The 16,623-nt window shown below is 71.6% G+C and carries 13 protein-coding genes; 10 read left to right on the top strand and 3 right to left on the bottom strand.

Features of this window, described 5'->3' with window-relative positions:
- Positions 1–19: 19 nt before the first annotated feature.
- The gene (locus FGF04_RS30030; protein ID WP_149514508.1) at positions 20–1,633 is read right to left on the bottom strand and encodes an MFS transporter; all 1,614 of its coding nucleotides are present in this window, start codon (positions 1,631–1,633) and stop codon (positions 20–22) included.
- 230 nt (positions 1,634–1,863) lie between these two features.
- Positions 1,864–2,355, bottom strand: a complete 492-nt coding sequence (locus FGF04_RS30035; protein ID WP_149514509.1) for a MarR family winged helix-turn-helix transcriptional regulator — start codon at positions 2,353–2,355, stop codon at positions 1,864–1,866.
- A 696-nt stretch (positions 2,356–3,051) separates the two neighbouring features.
- On the opposite strand from FGF04_RS30035, the gene FGF04_RS30040 reads away from it, so the two are divergent.
- The 8 genes from FGF04_RS30040 to FGF04_RS30075 all read left to right on the top strand — a co-directional run bounded on the left by FGF04_RS30040 (position 3,052) and on the right by FGF04_RS30075 (position 14,011).
- Complete coding sequence (locus tag FGF04_RS30040; RefSeq protein ID WP_149514510.1) at positions 3,052–4,863, top strand: acyl-CoA dehydrogenase family protein; 1,812 nt, start codon at positions 3,052–3,054, stop codon at positions 4,861–4,863.
- Between the two features lie 70 nt (positions 4,864–4,933).
- Positions 4,934–5,224, top strand: coding sequence for an acyl carrier protein (locus FGF04_RS30045; protein ID WP_149514511.1), 291 nt, complete (start codon positions 4,934–4,936; stop codon positions 5,222–5,224).
- Positions 5,224–9,291 (top strand): non-ribosomal peptide synthetase, encoded by a 4,068-nt coding sequence (locus FGF04_RS41890; protein ID WP_328596418.1) that lies wholly within the window; start codon positions 5,224–5,226, stop codon positions 9,289–9,291. The genes FGF04_RS30045 and FGF04_RS41890 overlap by 1 nt, the downstream gene beginning before the upstream one ends.
- Positions 9,278–9,739 carry an SRPBCC family protein gene (locus FGF04_RS30055; protein ID WP_149514512.1) on the top strand — a complete coding sequence of 154 codons (462 nt, stop codon included), beginning with the start codon at positions 9,278–9,280 and terminating at the stop codon, positions 9,737–9,739. Before FGF04_RS41890 ends, FGF04_RS30055 begins: the two co-directional genes overlap by 14 nt.
- Positions 9,739–11,034 (top strand): beta-ketoacyl-[acyl-carrier-protein] synthase family protein, encoded by a 1,296-nt coding sequence (locus FGF04_RS30060; RefSeq protein WP_149514513.1) that lies wholly within the window; start codon positions 9,739–9,741, stop codon positions 11,032–11,034. Before FGF04_RS30055 ends, FGF04_RS30060 begins: the two co-directional genes overlap by 1 nt.
- Before the next feature lies 1 nt (position 11,035).
- Complete coding sequence (gene purU / locus FGF04_RS30065; protein WP_149514514.1) at positions 11,036–11,947, top strand: formyltetrahydrofolate deformylase; 912 nt, start codon at positions 11,036–11,038, stop codon at positions 11,945–11,947.
- Positions 11,948–12,008: 61 nt separating this feature from the next.
- The gene (locus FGF04_RS30070; protein WP_149514515.1) at positions 12,009–13,238 is read left to right on the top strand and encodes a beta-ketoacyl-[acyl-carrier-protein] synthase family protein; all 1,230 of its coding nucleotides are present in this window, start codon (positions 12,009–12,011) and stop codon (positions 13,236–13,238) included.
- A gap of 77 nt (positions 13,239–13,315) precedes the next feature.
- Positions 13,316–14,011, top strand: coding sequence for an NADPH-dependent F420 reductase (locus FGF04_RS30075; protein WP_188114291.1), 696 nt, complete (start codon positions 13,316–13,318; stop codon positions 14,009–14,011).
- A 38-nt stretch (positions 14,012–14,049) separates the two neighbouring features.
- Here the strand turns inward: FGF04_RS30075 and FGF04_RS30080 are convergent, their stop codons facing one another.
- On the bottom strand, positions 14,050–14,349 hold the full coding sequence (locus tag FGF04_RS30080; protein ID WP_188114292.1) for a VOC family protein: 300 nt from the start codon (positions 14,347–14,349) through the stop codon (positions 14,050–14,052).
- 66 nt (positions 14,350–14,415) lie between these two features.
- Between FGF04_RS30080 and FGF04_RS40270 the strand changes: the two genes are divergently transcribed.
- Together FGF04_RS40270 and serA are read left to right on the top strand one after the other, a co-directional pair.
- Entirely contained in the window at positions 14,416–14,757 is a 342-nt protein-coding gene (locus FGF04_RS40270; RefSeq protein WP_188114293.1) for an STAS domain-containing protein, read from the top strand.
- A gap of 266 nt (positions 14,758–15,023) precedes the next feature.
- Positions 15,024–16,616, top strand: a complete 1,593-nt coding sequence (serA, locus tag FGF04_RS30090) for a phosphoglycerate dehydrogenase (protein WP_149514519.1) — start codon at positions 15,024–15,026, stop codon at positions 16,614–16,616.
- Positions 16,617–16,623 lie beyond the last annotated feature (7 nt).

Here is a 16,623-nt window from a genome sequence, read left to right on the forward strand (position 1 = left end):
GGGCTGCGGGAGGGCGGCGTCAGGCCGGGGCGCCCACCGCGACGTCCGTCGGGCCGTCCGGGCGCACCTCGCCGTCGTCGTCGACGTCCGGCGGGATCGTCGACAGCGCGGTGGCGTGCAGGTCCTTCGTGCGCAGCATCGTGAAGCCGATGATCGCGGCGATGAACCCGAGGATCGCGCTGAGGGTCATGGCGCCGTGGAAGGCGCTCATGAACGCGTCCTGCCCGGTGGCCAGCACCTTGTCGCGCAGGGGTCCCGCGGACTGGGCGACGGCGTCCAGGGAGCCGGCGCTGATGCCGTGGGCGGCCTGCTCCGCGGCGTCTGCGCCCAGCTGCTTGCCGACCGCCGACGAGGTGACGTCCTCGGACACGCTGTGCTGGAAGAAGGCGCCGACGCCGGCGATGCCGACCGCGATGCCGACCTGCTGGAAGGTCTCGTTGATGCCGGAGGCGACACCGGACTTGGCCGGCTCCGCGACCCCGATGGCCAGCGCGGCCCGGGCCGGGTTGAAGGCGCCCATGCCGAGGCCCGCGATGACCAGGGCCGGGATGAGCACGGTCCAGGACGAGTCGGCCTCGGTCAGGTTCAGGCACAGGATGCCGATCGCCATGACCAGGGTCGAGCCGCCGAGCAGCACCCGGAAGGACACCTTGCCGATGAGTCCGCCGCCGATGGCGCCGGCCAGGAACATCGCGCCCGTCAGCGGCAGGAACCGCAGGCCCGTGCCCCAGGCGTCCACGTGCAGGATGTTCTCCAGGTAGCTGGTCTCGAAGAACACCGACGGCAGGGCCCCGGCGTTGCCGATCATGGCGACCAGGGAGATGCCGACGAAGGTCCGGTTGCGGAAGAACGCGGGGTCGATCAGGGCGCGTTCGCCCAGGCGCCGCTGGATGGCGACGAACAGGACCAGGAAGAGCGCGCTGGCCGCGTAGACACCGAGCGTGGTGCCGCTGGTCCAGCCCTCCACGGGCCCGCGGATGGTGGCGAAGACCAGTGCCCCGAGCGCGAGGCTGAAGGTGGCGAGGCCGGCCCAGTCGGTGGGATGGGCCCGCTTGTTGAGCGACTCACGGACGCGCACGGCGCCGATGATGATGGCGATCACGCCGACCGGCACGTTGATGTAGAAGATCCAGCGCCAGGACAGCGAGTTGATCAGCGCGCCGCCGATGAGCGGGCCGGTGGCGACGGCGAGACCGACGGCGGCGCCGAACGCGGTGAACGCGGTCGCCCGCTCCTTGCCGTGGAACTCGTGGCTGAGCATCGCCGGACCGACCGCGAACATGATGGCGGCACCGACGCCCTGGACGGCGCGGGCCCAGCTCAGCTCGGCGGATCCGTCGGCCAGACCACAGGCCAGGGAGGCCGCGGTGAAGACAGCGAAGCCCACCTGGAAGACCTTCTTGCGGCCGATCCGGTCGGCCAGCGAGCCCGCCGCCACCAGGAAGATCGCCAGCGTGAGGGCGTAGGCGTCGAACACCCATTGCAGGTCGGCGAAGCTTCCGCCCAGGGACCGGTGGATCTGCGGCAGCGCGATGGAGACCACGCTCAGATCGAGCATGAGCATGAAGGAGCCCAACGCGACGATCCCGAGCGTCCACCACCTCGTGGGCGATGGTGCGCGTTCTGCGGACATGCGAAGACCTTCCAATCAGCGGGATGTCTAGATGATGGAAATCTAGATGATTGGAAAGCCGTACGTCAACGCCGATGGTGACCCGGCGCGGCCGAACGGGTGATCGGTCAATTGCCGTACAACTTTTGACCGTTGGCGTGGAAGTGCCCTCTGCGCGCACCGGCCGTACGCACGAAGAAGCGCGGCACCGGATCCACCGGTACCGCGCTTTTCTCGGGGTGTGCGTGCCGTCAGTCGGAACAGACGGACGCGGGCCAGCGCCCTGCCATCAGCACGCCGAGCATCTTCCGCAGCGCCTCGCGCTCGTCCCCGGCCAGCGCGCCGAAGAAGTTCTCCTCGACCTCGGTGGCCACCCGGTCCGCGGTCGCGAGGGCCTCGCGGCCGGACTCGGTGAGGATCAGGTTGTAGCGCCGGCGGTCGGCCGGATTGCGCCGCCGCTCCACGTGCTGGTTGCGCTCCATCTCGTCGATCACCGTCACGACCGTGGTCGGATCGAGGTTGAGCAGCCGGCTCAGGTCCTGCTGGGACAGCTCGGGTCCGCCCGCCAGGGCGGCCAGCACGAAGAAGTACCGGATGCGCATGCCGACCGCACCCAGCGCCTTCTCCACGTCCTCCACCAGGACCAGCCCCGCCTTGTGCAGCAGGTAGCCGGGACGCTCGGCGATGAGGAAGTCCTTGCGAGGTGACGTCCCGTGCCGCTCCGCGCTGTCGCTGCGCACCATGCCCGACTCCTTCGATCGTCGCAATCTCCACCATCGAAGATACAACGCTTCCCCGCAACGGACCCCACTGGCCAGGCACATCCCGCCGGAAGCCTCTCGCGGCCGTCACCCGGCGGCCGCCGGTGCGCGACGTCCGCAGGTCATGTCCTGGCCCCGGGAATTCATCCGTCCGTAACAATTGACCTTCCCGTCCATCTGTAATGGCGTTGCAAAGAACAACGGAACGAAAGTTTCCGCTTATCGCAAACCGGAACCGCTGGTTTGCCGCAAACCGGCGAGGTCACGTGGGGGGTGACGGTTTGCGCGAGCGCGCCCCGGGCCGCGCAACCGAATATGCGTGTGACCTGTACCACGTAGGGCCGAGTGGCGCGCCTGTTACGCTCGCCGAGTTACTGGCCGCAGGATTGCTCTCGACGGCCAGGACCACACGGGGAAGAAAGCGCTTGGCGCAACGGGGGAAACACAGAATGGTTCAACATTCGATCAGCTGTTGTCACAGGCAACGCTGACGGCGGGGAGACCGCGCCCATCGGCGCAGGTCCGAAGCGCCTGACCACACGACTCGCACTGTGCCGCACTGCTGTGCGCCGCGCAGCGTGCTCCTTTGTCCTGCATCGATCCATCACCACGGCCAATTGGCGGACAGGGCTGTCCTCAGACGCCTCTGTCCTCTCACGCATGGAATGGAACAACTCAATGCAACAGTCAAGTACCGACCTCGCGGAGATATTCGAGGAATGGCTCGGCGACCCGGAAAACAGCTCGAACTCCTTATCCTTCGCCGGGGCCCTGGAATTGGATGAACGGGATGAACTTCCCGCCGCCGGAATCGACCAGGTCCGTGCCTTCGGATTCAACCGGTACTTCGTTCCCGAGCGGCTGGGGGGCGATCTCCGGGCCGCCGAGGACATCCTCATACTCACCCGGGTGATAGCCCGCCGGGACATGAACGTCGCCGTCAGCGAGAGCACCCAGGTCTGGATGATGCTCGCCTGGATCGGCGGCGACGCCGAGCAGCAGGAGAAGTACGCGGCCACGGTCCTGCGCGGCGGGGTCGTCCCGTGTCTGGCCTACTCGGAGCCGGGGCACGGGGCCGACCTGGCCGCCAACCGGTTCACCGCCACCCCGGACGCCGGCCAGTACGTCCTGACCGGCGAGAAGTGGCCCATCAACCGGGGCCGGACCTCCACCCACGTGGTGCTCCTGGGAATCACCGGCGACGAGGACACGCCCGCCAAGCGGCAGCAGTCCATGTTCCTCGTCGACCGGTCGGAGGTCATCTCCGGTCAGGTGACCGGGGTGCCGCGCGTCCCGACCTACGGCCTGCGGGGCTGCGACATCAGCGGCGTCGCCTTCGAGGGCGCCCGGGTGAACGCCTCCGCCCGGCTGGGCGCCGAGGGCGAAGGGCTGGAACTGGCCCTGCGCGGCCTGCTGATCACCCGCACCTTCTGCACCGGCCTCTCGCTCGGCACCGGCGACACCATGCTGCGGACCGTGGCCGGATTCCTCTCCGACCGCGTCCTCTACGACGGTCCCGCCGACGAGATCCCGTACGTCACCGAGTCCCTCGCCAACGCGTACCTGAGCCTGCTGGTCGCGGAGTGCGAGAGCCTCGTCGCGATGCGCGGACTGCACCTCTACACCGAGCAGTTCAGCATCTGGGGGAACCTGGCGAAGGTGCAGGTCGCCCGCCTGGTCGACTTCAACAGCAAGGTGCTGGCCCGCACCCTGGGCGCCCGGTACTTCCTCCGTGCCGCCGAACACGTGGGGACGTTCCAGAAGATGCTCCGCGACGGGGCCGTCGTCTCGGTCTTCGACGGCAGCGAGCCGGTCTGCCTCGACAGCATCGCCCTGCAACTGCCCGCCCTCGCCAAGGCCCACGGGCACGACCCGGACGAGGACTGGCGGCCGCTGTACGACCTGCGCGCCGAACTGCCCCCGTTCGAACCGGACCGGGTCAGCGTGTTCGGCCGCGGCCGGGACGCCACGTTCGCCAGCCTGCCCGCGCTGACCGACCGCCTCGCCGCGCTGTCGCCGTCCGCCGGCTGCGACGAGCAACGCCTCGCCGTACTGCGCGAGCGGGCCGCGGAACTGCGCGACGAGCTCGACGCGCTGCTCGCACGGGTCCAGGAGGTCCGCCGGTGGGCCGCCGCCCAGCCGCCCACCAGGCCGTCGGCGTCCGCCAAGTCCACCCCGCCCCGGCTGATCCGGGTGGCGGAGGAACTGAGCAACCTGCACGCCAAGGTGGCGGCCCTCGGCGTGTGGCTGTTCAACCGCGACCACCTCGGCGGGTTCTTCGCCGAGGGCGAGTGGCTGCAGGCCGCGCTCGACCGCAGGCAGGTCCACCAGTACGACGCCGGCGACCTCGACCCGTCGACCGCCGCACGGCTCTTCGACCGGATGAACGCCCAGCGCGCCGACAACGAGTTCTTCTCCGTGCGCCCGGTCCGCATGGCCGCGCCCGGCTCCTCCGAAGCCGGCCCCGAGCGGGGATCCGCCGCCGCCTGAGCGTCCCCGCCCCGCCGAGGAACAGCGCCGCACACCACCGGACACGTACACCGAGAGGTACCGACCTGCCATGAGTACGAAGAACCTGACGATCGACGACGTGAAGAGGGTCCTCGTCGAGGCCGTGGCCGCCGAGGCCGGCATCGCCCCCGCCGAGCTGGCGACCGACCGCCCCTTCACCGACTACGGCCTGGACTCCATGGCCGCCCTGTCGGTGGGCATGGAGATAGAGGACGTCTGCGGACTCACCGKCCCGCCGGTCGACCTGCTCTGGGACCACCCGACGGTGGACACCCTGGCCCCGGCACTGGTGGCGCTGATGAACGCCGAGCCCGTCGCCGCCGCCACGGACGGCCGCTGATGGCGGCCGCGCGGACGACGGACCCGATGAACCCGTCACATCCGGCGCACCCGGCGGACCGGCCCGCCCCGGTCGATTCCGTGCGCCCCGCCAACGCGCAGCAGGCCGGACTCTGGTTCATCCACGAGACCGACCCGGGATGCTCCGCCTACCACATCGTGTTCGGCGCGGAGGTCACCGCCGACCCGCGCCTCGGTACCGAGGCCGGCGACATCGTCGACGCCCTCACCCGCGAGCACGACGCCCTCCGGACCGGCTTCCGCGCCGGCCCGGAGGGGCCCGAGCAGTTCGTGCGCGACACGGTCGCGCCCGACATCCGCCACACCGACGCACGGGAACTGGAGCCGAGGGCGCTGCGCGACCGCGTCAGGGCGGACAGCCGGACCCCGTTCGACCTGTCCCGGCCGCCGCTGTGGCGCGTGCACCTCTACCGCACCGCCGAACGCACCTGGGTGTTCACCCTCGTCATGCACCACATCGCGGCCGACTTCTGGTCGCTGGCGCTGCTGCTCTCCGAGGTGCGCAGCCGCCTGGAGGGCACACCGCACCGGTTCACGCTCGACGGCGACGCCTTCGCGGCGTACGCCGACCGGCAGCAGACCTTCCTGACCGGCGAGAAGGCGCGGGGGCTCCTCGACGGTGAGGCACGGCGGCTGGCGGACGCACCGCCGGCACTCGACCTCTACGGCGACCGGCCGCGCCCGCCCGCCCCGTCCTACGACGGCGGCTCCGCACCGTTCGCGCTGTCCGCCGGCGCGACCGAAGCGGTACGGCGCCTGGCGCGGGAGACCTCGTCGACGCCGTACACCGCGCTGCTGGCCGCCTACTTCGTGCTGCTGGGCCGGCTGAGCGGCCAGAGCGACCTCCTGGTCGGCACCCCGACCTCCGGCCGCCTCAACCGGAAGTTCCGCGACGCCCTCGGCAACTTCGTCAACACCGTCGTCGTACGCGGCGAGATCGACGAGGAGTCGACCTACCGTTCGCTGCTCACCACCTCCCGCGAGCGGGTGACCGAGGCGCTGCGGGCGCAGGAACTGCCCTTCCCGTGGCTGGTGCGGGAGCTGGCGCCACCGCGGGACCCGAGCCGGACACCGCTGTACCAGGCGGGCTTCGCCTGGGACCGGCTGCCGTTCCTCACCGACATGGACGCGTTCTTCCTGCTGGAACCGGGCCCCGGCGCCGAACTGGACGTCGCGGGCGCCACCCTGCGGCCGTACCCGCTGCCGCAGCAGGAGGGCCAGACCGACCTGTGGGTCGAGATGGGCGCGGAGCAGGACGGTGCGTTCGCCGGTGTCCTGCGCTACAACACCGACATCTTCGGGGCGGGCACGGCCCGGGAACTGGCCGCCACCTTCGTCACCACGGTGGAGACCCTGGTCGCCCACCCCGACGAACCCCTGCGCGACCTCGCACGGGGCGACGGGCGCCAGCGGGCCCGGCTCACCGAGTGGGGCACGGGGCCCGAGCGCGCCGTGCCGGCGGCCCGGCTGCCCGACCTGGTCCGCGACCAGGCCCACCGGACGCCCGGCGCGACGGCGCTGGTCGCGGGCGCCGAGCAGTGGAGCTACGCGCGTCTGCTCGCGTCGGTCGACGAGATCGCGGCGGCCCTGCGGACCGCGGGTGTCACGGCGGGCGACCGCGTGGCGGTGATGACAGGACGCGGCGCGCCGCTCGTGGCGACACTGCTGGCCGTGCTGGACACCGGCGCCGCGTACGTCCCCCTCGACCCGAACCTCCCCGCCGAGCGGCTGACCTACATGGCCGAGGACTCCCGCGCCCGGCTCCTGGTCGGCCGGTCCGACCTGCGCGACGGCCGGCTGCCGGGCCTGCCGCTGCTGGATCTGGACGACCTCGCCGCGGGCCCCGTGCCCGCGGACCGGGACGGCGGCGGCACGGACCCGACGGCCGCCCCCGCCGGGACCGACCCGGCGTCCGGCACCGCCGATCTGGCGTACATCCTCTACACCTCCGGCTCCACCGGGCGGCCCAAGGGCGTGGCGATCCCGCACCACGCGCTGACGAACCTGCTCCTCGCGATGCGGGAGGACACCGGGTTCGCGGCGTCGGACAGCCTGCTCGCGGTCACCACGATCTCCTTCGACATCGCCGGCCTGGAACTGTTCATGCCCCTGGTGGCCGGCGGCCGGGTCATCGTGTGCGACAGCGCGACGGCCGCCGACGGGGCCGCCCTCGCAACCCTGATCGCGGACTCCGGGGCGACCTGGATGCAGGCCACCCCCACCTCGTGGCGCATGCTGCGCGACGCCGGCTGGAAGGGCGCACCGCAGCTCAACGTGTTGTGCGGCGGCGAGGAACTCCCGCTGGAACTGGCCGAGTTCCTGCACGGCGCGGTGGCGAGCCTGCACAACGTCTACGGCCCCACCGAGACGACCGTCTGGTCCACCGCGGGCACCGTGGACCCCTCGTCCGGCATCGACATCGGCGCCCCGCTGGCCAACACCCTGCTGTACGTCCTGGACCCGCAGGGCCGCGCCGTCGAGCCGGGCTTCCCCGGCGAACTGTGGATCGGCGGCGACGGCCTCGCCCTCGGCTACTGGGACCGGCCCGAGCTGACGGCGGAGCGGTTCGTCACCGGACTGCCGGCCGCTCCGGACCAGCGCCTCTACCGCACGGGCGACCGGGCGCGCTGGACCAGCGACGGGCGGCTGCTGCACCACGGCCGCCTGGACAACCAGGTCAAGCTGCGCGGCTACCGGATCGAACTCTCCGAGGTCGAGACCGTCCTCGAAGCCGTCGACGGCGTCTCCACCGCCGTCGTCGTGGTCCGCGACGACCGGCTCGTCGCGTACCTGGTGGCCGAGCCCGGGGCCGAGCTGCGGACGGCGGACATCAAGTCGACGGCGGGCGTGTCCCTCCCGCCGTACATGGTGCCCGGCATCGTCATGGTCCTGGACGAACTGCCGCTGACCGCCAACAAGAAGATCGACCGCAACCGGCTGCCCGAGCCCGTCGTCTCCTCGGACGCCGGCTTCGAGAAGCCCCGCGACGCCACGGAGATCACGCTGGCGCGGATGTGGACCGAGATCCTGGACATCCCCCAGGTCGGCATCCACGACAACTTCTTCGACGTGGGCGGCCACTCGCTGCTCGCCGTCCGGCTCAGCGCGGCCGTCCTCGCCGAATGGGACGTGGAGATCCCCATCTCCGTCATGCTGCGCCAGGGCACCATCGCCGAGCTGGCCACCATCGTGCGCTCCGGCGGCCAGGAGACCGCGCGCGGACCGGTCGTCACCCTGCGGGAGGGCGACCCGCAGCGGCGCCCCGTCTTCCTGTTCCACCCCTTCGGCGGCACCGTCTTCTGCTACGTCGAACTGACCCGCCACCTCCCGCAGGGCAGGCCGGTCCTGGCGATCGAGGCACCCGGCATCGCGAACGAGGGCGAGGCCGAGATCAGCGTGGAGGCCATGGCCACCCGCTACATCGACCTCCTCAGGGAGATCCAGCCGACCGGCCCGTACGCCCTCGGCGGCTGGTGCTTCGGCGGCGTGATCGGCTACGAGGTGGCCGGGCAGCTGCGGGCCGCGGGCGAGGAGATCGAGTTCCTCGTCGGCATCGACAGCCGGGCGCCGATCGAGGAGAACATCCCGGACTCCGCCGACGACGCGACGATCCTCTCCTGGTTCGCCCGGGACCTCGCGGTGCCCGCCGGCAAGACCCTCGACATCTCCGCGGACCACCTGCGCGAACTCGGCGGCGACGCCGCCTTCGACCACATCCTGGAGCGGGCCGCCGCCATCGGCGTCCTCGCCGAGGACGCGGACCGCGCGCAGATCCTGCGCTATTTCGAGGCGTACCTCGCCAACGGCATCGCCCTGCAGACCTACCTCCCCGAACCGGCCGACCTCGACCTCGTGCTGCTGCGCGCGGCCGAGGAGGAGGCCGACTACGGGCCGAAGCTCGGCTGGGAGTCGCTGATCAAGGGATCACTGGACGTCATCGAGGTCTCCGGGGACCACAACTCGGTGATGTACGAACCGCACGCCGAGGCAGCCGCCCTGGCGATCGCCCCCCTCCTGGAAGGACCGACCGACGATGACGAAAACTGAGCAGGTCAAGGCCGAGTACGCGTTCGGCCTGCCGGTACCGCCGAAGGAGGCCTTCGCGCTGATCTCGGACCCGGCGCAGGACCCGGTCTGGCAGGCGGCCTGCGTGGACGTGCAGCTCCTCGACGGGGAGCCGCGGCCGGGCGCACGGTACGAGATCACCTTCCAGCTCATCGGCAAGCGCATGCAGTTCACCGTCGAGATCGACGAGTTCGAGCCGGGCCTGCGCTCCAGGTTCCACACCCTGGACGGTCCGTTCCACTACGTCGGCACCTACGTGTACGCCGAGAACGAGGACGGCACGACCACCGTGCACTGGACCTTCGAGGTGGAGCCCGGGGACTACTTCGGCATCATGCCGAAGTCCCTGCTCCGGAAGGTGCTCGTCAACTCGGTCAAGAAGGACTCCGGAAAGCTCGCCGCACAGCTCGGACAGGGAGCGCGTCACTGATGGCCACCAGCCACGAGGACCACACGAAAGTCGTCGTCACCGGTCTCGGGGAGACCACCCCGCTCGGCGGGAACGTCGCCGACACCTGGGACGCCATGCTCCGCGGCGAGAGCGGTTTGAGCCTGCTGGACGAGGAGTGGGCCAAGGACCTGCCGCCCCTGCTGGGCGGCCGGGCCAAGGTCGAACCCGGTCTCGCCCTCACCCACCAGCAGCGCCGGCGGCTCAGCCGCTCCGCCCAGTTCGCGGTCACGGCCGCGGCGGAGGCGTGGGCCGACGCGGGTCTCGACGACGCGTCCGGGGCCCCGCACCGGGTCGCCGTCGTGGTCTCGGCCGCGCTCGGCGACATGACCTCCATCATCGACGGCTGGGAGGCGCTGAAGACGCGCGGCTGGCGGCGCGTACCGCCCATGACCGTACCGATGTCCATGGGCAACGGCTCGGCGGCCGCGGTCGCCCTGCTGGTCAACGCCCGCCTCGGCGTGCACGCCACGGTCAACGCCTGCTCCTCCGGGACCCAGGCGCTGGTCACGGCGGCCGACCTGATCCGCCGCGGCGACGCGGACATCGTGCTGGCGGGCGGCGCCGAGGCACCCCTGCACCCCATGGTCCTGTCCTCCTTCGCGGCCATGCGGGCGCTGTCCCAGCGGGTGGACGACCCCGCCTCCGCCTGCCGCCCGTACGACGCGGACCGCGACGGGATGGTCCTCGGCGAGGGGGCCGGCGTCCTCGTCCTGGAGTCCGAGCGGCACGCACGCGAGCGCGGCGCCCGGATCTACGCCGAGCTGGCCGGGGTGGGCATCTCCTCGGACGCGTACCACATGGTGCAGCCGGAGCCGAACGGCGCCGGCACCGTCACCGCCCTGCGCACCTCCCTCGCGGACGCCGGGGTGCGGCCCGAGGACGTCGCGCACTTCAACGCCAACGGCACGGCGACCGGTCCCGGCGACGCGGCCGAGGCCCGTGCGGTGCGGACCGTCTTCGGGGACGCGGACCAGGGGCCCGCCCTCTCCGCCAACAAGTCGATGACCGGGCACAGCCTCGGCGCGGCGGGCGCGATCGAGTCCATCTCCACGATCCTCGCCCTCCACCACGGCGTGGTGCCGCCGACCCGCAACTTCACCCGCCTCGACGAGGGACTCTCGGTCGACGTGGTGCACGGCGCCCCGCGCAAGCTGGGACCCGAGCAGATCGTCGCGGTGAAGAACTCGGCCGGGTTCGGCGGTCACAACGTGGCCCTGACCTTCCGCGGCACGGACGACCGCACCTCCCACACCCCGGCCGGGAAGGACGAGTGACATGTCGCTGACCCTGGAGGACCGGGCGGCGTCACCCGTCACGACCGGGCGCACCGGGTACCGGCACGCCTCGCTGACCGTCCGGGGCAAGGACCGGCCGGGCATCGTCGCGGCTGTCGGCTCGGTGCTGGGCGAGCACGGCGCGAACATCGTCTCCCTCGACCAGTACTCGGACGATCCGCAGGGCGGCGCCTTCTTCCAGCGGACGGTGTTCGGCCTCGACCACCTCGGGAGCGCGCTGCCCGCCGTCGGGGAGGACCTGCGCCGCCGGCTCGACCAGGACTTCGAGCTGGAGTTCACGCTGCGCGACCTGTCGGTGCCCAAGCGGGTGGCGATCTTCGCCTCGAAGTCCGACCACTGCCTGCTCGACCTGCTGTGGCGGCACCGGCGCGGTCAGCTGCCCGTCACCGTCGCGATGGTGATCTCCAACCATCCCGACGCCGCCGAGGAGGTCCGCTCGTTCGGCATCCCCTTCTTCCACGTCCCGTCCTCGGGACCGGACAAGTCCGCCGCCGAGGCCGAGCACCTGCGGCTCCTGGAGGGCAACGTCGACTTCGTCGTCCTCGCCCGCTACATGCAGATCCTGTCGGCGGACCTCATCGGGCGGCTGGGGGTGCCGATCATCAACATCCACCACTCCTTCCTGCCCGCCTTCGTCGGCGCCGGGCCCTATGCGAAAGCGAAGGAACGCGGCGTGAAGCTCGTCGGTGCCACGGCCCACTACGTCACCGAGCACCTGGACGAGGGCCCGATCATCGAGCAGGACGTGGTCCGGGTCAGCCACGCCGACACCGCAGCCGAACTCCAGCGGCGGGGAGCGGACGTGGAGCGGGCGGTGCTCACCCGCGCGGTCCAGTGGCACGCGGAGGACCGGGTGATCCGCCACGGCAACCACACGATCGTCTTCGCATGAGCGGCCGACGGACCCGGACGGGGACAGGAACGGAGACACGGATCATGGAGGGGAGGCGGCGATGAGCCGGGACGACGACGTGCTCGTGACGGGTCTCGGCGCCCTGACACCGCTCGGCGGGAACGCGGCCGACTCGTGGCAGGCGCTGCTCGACGGCCGGTCGGGGATAACGGACCTGCGCGAGCGGCAGGACGACTGGCCCGAGGACCTGCCCGTGCGGATCGCCGGATCGGTGTCCGTGGACCCGGTCGACGTGCTCGGCCGGGTGCACGCCCGCAAACTGGACCGCGGCGAGCAACTGGCCGTGGCGGCGGCCCGCGAGGCGTTCCGCGACGCGGGCGCGCCCCAGGTGGAACCGGAACGGCTGGCCGTGGTCGTCGGCACCGGGATCGGGGGCGTGCTCAGCGCGCTCGGCCAGGACGACCTGTACGAGCGGTCGGGCATGCGGAAGCTGTCCTCCTACGCGGTCCCGATGCTGATGCCGAACGGGCCGGCGGCCTGGGTCAGCATCGACCTGGGGGCGCGGGCCGGCGCCCGCTCCCCGGTCAGTGCCTGCGCCTCGGGCGCCGAGTCGATCGCCCTGGGGCTTGACCTGATCCGCCTGGACCGCGCCGACGTCGTGGTGGTGGGCGGCACCGAGGCCTGTCTGCACCCGTTCATGGTGGCCGCGTTCGCGCAGATGAAGGCGCTCTCGCGGCAGGAGGGCGACCCCTCCCTGGTGTCCCGGCCGTTCGACGCCGCCCGCTCCGGGTTCGTGATGGCCGAGGGCGCGGCCGTCCTGGTCCTGGAACGCGCCGGGTTCGCCCGGGCCCGGGGCGCCCGGGCCTACGGCGCGGTGGCGGGCGCGGCCGTCACCTCCAGCGCCGGGCACATCTCGGCGTCCGACACCGAGGGGCAGGTCACCGCGGTGCGCGGAGCGCTGCGCGACGCACGGCTGGAACCGCGCGACATCGGCCACGTGCACGCGCACGCCACCTCGACCCCCGGCGGCGACCTCGCCGAGGCCGACGCGGTCGTCAAGGCCCTGGGCGACCACCCGGTGGTGACCGCGACCAAGTCCATGACCGGGCACATGCTCGGTGCGTCCGGGGCCTTCGGGGCCATGTCCGCGCTGCTGTCGCTGCGGCACGGCGTGGTGCCGGCCACCCGGAACCTGGACGTACTCGACCCGGGCGTCCGGCTGGACGTGGTCAGCGGCGAGAACCGTACGGGCCGGTGGGACGCGGCGCTCGCCAACTCCTTCGGCTTCGGGGGACACAACGTCAGCCTGGTGCTGACGCGTACGACATGAGCCGGGGCCACGGGCAGGACCAAGGCCAGAGCCAAGGGCAGGACCAAGGGCAGGATCACACGCGGGGGAGCGGGACCATGACGATCGGCGTACTGGGAACGGGCGGCATCGCCGTCACACTGGCGAAGATGTTCGCCCGGGCCGGACACGAGGTGCGGCTGGGCTCGGCCGGCGGCGGGAGCGGGACATCCGCCGTGCCCGCCGCGCCCGCTGTGCCGGGCGTGCCGGGCGTCGCCGTCGGGGGGTACGCGGAGGTCGTCGAAGCGGCCTCCGTGGTGATCCCCGCCGTCCTCGGCGTACAGGGGGCGGTGCAGCAGCTCAGGTCCTTACGCGCCGCCCTGCGCGGGAAGATCCTGGTGGACATCACCAACCCGTTCACCGGCGGGCACGTCGACTTCGTGGGGCCCTGGGCGGCCGGCGGCACCGCGGACCTCGCCGCCGCGTTCCCCGGGGCGCGGCTGGTGGGGGCCTTCAAGAACGTGTGGTGGGAGGCGTTCGACGGGGGCCCCGACCGGGTCGTCCCCGCCATCCGCGTGATCTCCGACGACGCGCGGGCGAAACGGACATTCCTGCGGCTGTGCGCCGCCACACCCCTCACCTACGTCGACGGGGGAGGGATGGACCAGGCGCGACGGGTGGAACGGATGGCACTCTCCGGTTCGGGACACATGTCAGGACCCATGTCAGGACCCATGTCAGGACACGTGTCGGGACGCACGTCCGGACACCTGTCAGGACACCCGTTCGGACACACCGGGCTGTCCGCCGCGTGACACGACCCACCGCCCCACCGACGTCCCGCGCCCCGGGGTCACGGCGCCGGCGTGCGCAGGACGCAGAACTCGTTGTCCTCCGGGTCGGCCACGACCTCCCAGGTGCGGCCGGCGCCCTGCCCCACGTCCGTCTTCCCGGCACCGAGGGCGAGCAGCCTCGCCACCTCGTCCTCGGTGCTGCGGTCGACCGGGCTGACGTCGAGATGGAGCCGGTTCTTCGCGGCCCTGCCCTCGGGCACCCGCTCCCACCGGCGGCGTCGGCGGCGGGGCAGGGGCCGGTGTCCCGCACCGGACGGCTCGTCACAAGGCGTCTGCCCACCCCTCCGGTGTTGCGGCATACTGACCGTGTGGAACCCCAGTCCCCGGACTCCTCATGCGGGAGCCGCCGCGCCTTACCGCGGCCCGTGTCCTTCGCCGTACTGGGTGAGCAGTACGCCCGCAACGGCGCCTGGGTGGTGACGGTGCGCGGCGACCTCGACCTCGAATCGCTGGCCGCTCAGCGCACGCAGCTGGAGAGGACGGCGGCCGCCGTCCCCGTCCTGGTGCTCGACCTGACCGCGGTCACCTTCGCCGATTCCACCTTCCTCAACCTGCTCCTGATGGTCCGTCGCGCCACCGACCTGCGACTGGCCGGCGTCCCGTGCCAGATCGTACGGCTGCTGGAACTGACCGGCGCCGACGAGGTGTTGCGCCTGTTCCCGACGGTGTCCGAGGCGCTCCCCGCGTCCGCACCGACGGGCCCCTGACGACGGGTTCCCGCGCACCGGCCCCTCGCGTCACCCTGGTCCGGGGTCTCACGGCGGACGTCACCCTGGTCCGGGGTCTCACGGCGGACGCCGACCGGGAAGTCCGTGGAAACACGTCGGGAACGGGCCGGGAACGCCCGTCGAGACGATTCGTCCGACGAAGGGCACGGCAGGTGTCGCATCGGATCTGAGACACGAGCCGCTCTCCCACGTATGGCACACGACCCGACCGGCGAGGTTCGAACAATGCTGCATGAGGAGTCCAAGTGAGCTCGAAACCTGTCGTACTCATCGCTGAAGAGCTGTCACCGGCCACGGTCGACGCCCTGGGCCCGGACTTCGAGATCCGGCACTGCAACGGCGCGGACCGGCCCGAGCTGCTGTCCGCGATCGTCGATGTGGACGCGATCCTGATCCGTTCGGCCACGAAGGTCGACGCCGAGGCCGTCGCCGCCGCGAAGAAGCTGAAGGTCGTCGCACGAGCCGGCGTCGGCCTGGACAACGTCGACGTCCCGGCCGCGACGAAGGCCGGCGTGATGGTCGTCAACGCGCCGACGTCGAACATCGTGACCGCGGCCGAGCTGGCCTGTGGCCTGTTGCTGGCGACGGCCCGTCACATCCCGCAGGCCGACACCGCCCTGAAGAACGGCGAGTGGAAGCGCAGCAAGTACACGGGTGTGGAGCTGGCGGAGAAGACCCTGGGCGTCGTGGGTCTGGGCCGTATCGGTGCGCTGGTGGCCCAGCGGATGTCGGCCTTCGGGATGAAGGTCGTGGCCTACGACCCCTACGTGCAGCCCGCGCGCGCCGCGCAGATGGGCGTGAAGGTCCTCTCGCTGGACGAGCTGCTGGAAGTCTCCGACTTCATCACCGTGCACCTGCCCAAGACGCCCGAGACCCTGGGTCTGATCGGCGACGAGGCGCTGCACAAGGTCAAGCCCTCGGTGCGCATCGTCAATGCCGCGCGCGGCGGGATCGTCGACGAGGCCGCGCTGTACTCGGCGCTCAAGGAGGGCCGCGTGGCCGGCGCGGGCCTGGACGTGTACGCCAAGGAGCCCTGCACCGACTCCCCGCTCTTCGAGCTCGACCAGGTCGTGTGCACCCCGCACCTGGGCGCCTCCACCGACGAGGCCCAGGAGAAGGCCGGCATCGCCGTGGCCCGCTCCGTGCGCCTGGCGCTGGCCGGGGAGCTGGTGCCGGACGCGGTCAACGTGCAGGGCGGTGTCATCGCCGAGGACGTCAAGCCCGGCCTGCCGCTGGCCGAGAAGCTCGGCCGCATCTTCACCGCGCTGGCGGGCGAGGTCGCGGTACGCCTGGACGTCGAGGTCTACGGCGAGATCACCCAGCACGACGTCAAGGTCCTCGAACTCTCCGCCCTCAAGGGCGTGTTCAAGGACGTGGTCGACGACGCGGTGTCCTATGTGAACGCTCCGCTGTTCGCACAGGAGCGCGGTGTCAAGGTCCGGCTGACCACGAGCGCGGAGTCCACGGAGCACCGCGACGTCATCACCGTGCGCGGAACCCTGTCCGACGGCGAGGAGATCGCCGTGTCCGGCACGCTGTCCGGTCCGAAGAATCTCCAGAAGATCGTGGCCGTCGGTGAGTACGACGTGGATCTCGCACTCGCCGAGCACATGATGGTCCTGCGTTACGAGGACCGTCCGGGTGTCGTCGGCACGGTCGGCCGGGTCCTCGGCGAGGCCGGCATCAACATCGCCGGCATGCAGGTGTCCCGCTCGGCGGCCGGGAGCGAGGCCCTGGCGGTCCTCACCGTCGACGACGAGGTCCCGCAGGACGTCGTCAACGAGGTCGCCGGCGAGATCGGCGCCGCGTCGGCCCGGTCGGTGAACCTGTCCGAATGAGGACGCG

It is taken from the genome of Streptomyces apricus (assembly GCF_008369065.1).
Taxonomy (GTDB): Bacteria; Actinomycetota; Actinomycetes; order Streptomycetales; family Streptomycetaceae; genus Streptomyces; species Streptomyces apricus.

Coding starts and splice junctions, on each gene's coding strand:
- FGF04_RS41890 (WP_328596418.1), top strand. CDS start 5,224: ATGGCGGCCGCGCGGACGACGGACCCGATGAACCCGTCACATCCGGCG.
- FGF04_RS30035 (WP_149514509.1), bottom strand. CDS start 2,355: ATGGTGCGCAGCGACAGCGCGGAGCGGCACGGGACGTCACCTCGCAAG.
- FGF04_RS30075 (WP_188114291.1), top strand. CDS start 13,316: ATGACGATCGGCGTACTGGGAACGGGCGGCATCGCCGTCACACTGGCG.
- FGF04_RS30070 (WP_149514515.1), top strand. CDS start 12,009: ATGAGCCGGGACGACGACGTGCTCGTGACGGGTCTCGGCGCCCTGACA.
- FGF04_RS30055 (WP_149514512.1), top strand. CDS start 9,278: ATGACGAAAACTGAGCAGGTCAAGGCCGAGTACGCGTTCGGCCTGCCG.
- FGF04_RS30030 (WP_149514508.1), bottom strand. CDS start 1,633: ATGTCCGCAGAACGCGCACCATCGCCCACGAGGTGGTGGACGCTCGGG.
- FGF04_RS30080 (WP_188114292.1), bottom strand. CDS start 14,349: ATGCCGCAACACCGGAGGGGTGGGCAGACGCCTTGTGACGAGCCGTCC.
- FGF04_RS30060 (WP_149514513.1), top strand. CDS start 9,739: ATGGCCACCAGCCACGAGGACCACACGAAAGTCGTCGTCACCGGTCTC.
- purU (WP_149514514.1), top strand. CDS start 11,036: ATGTCGCTGACCCTGGAGGACCGGGCGGCGTCACCCGTCACGACCGGG.
- FGF04_RS30040 (WP_149514510.1), top strand. CDS start 3,052: ATGCAACAGTCAAGTACCGACCTCGCGGAGATATTCGAGGAATGGCTC.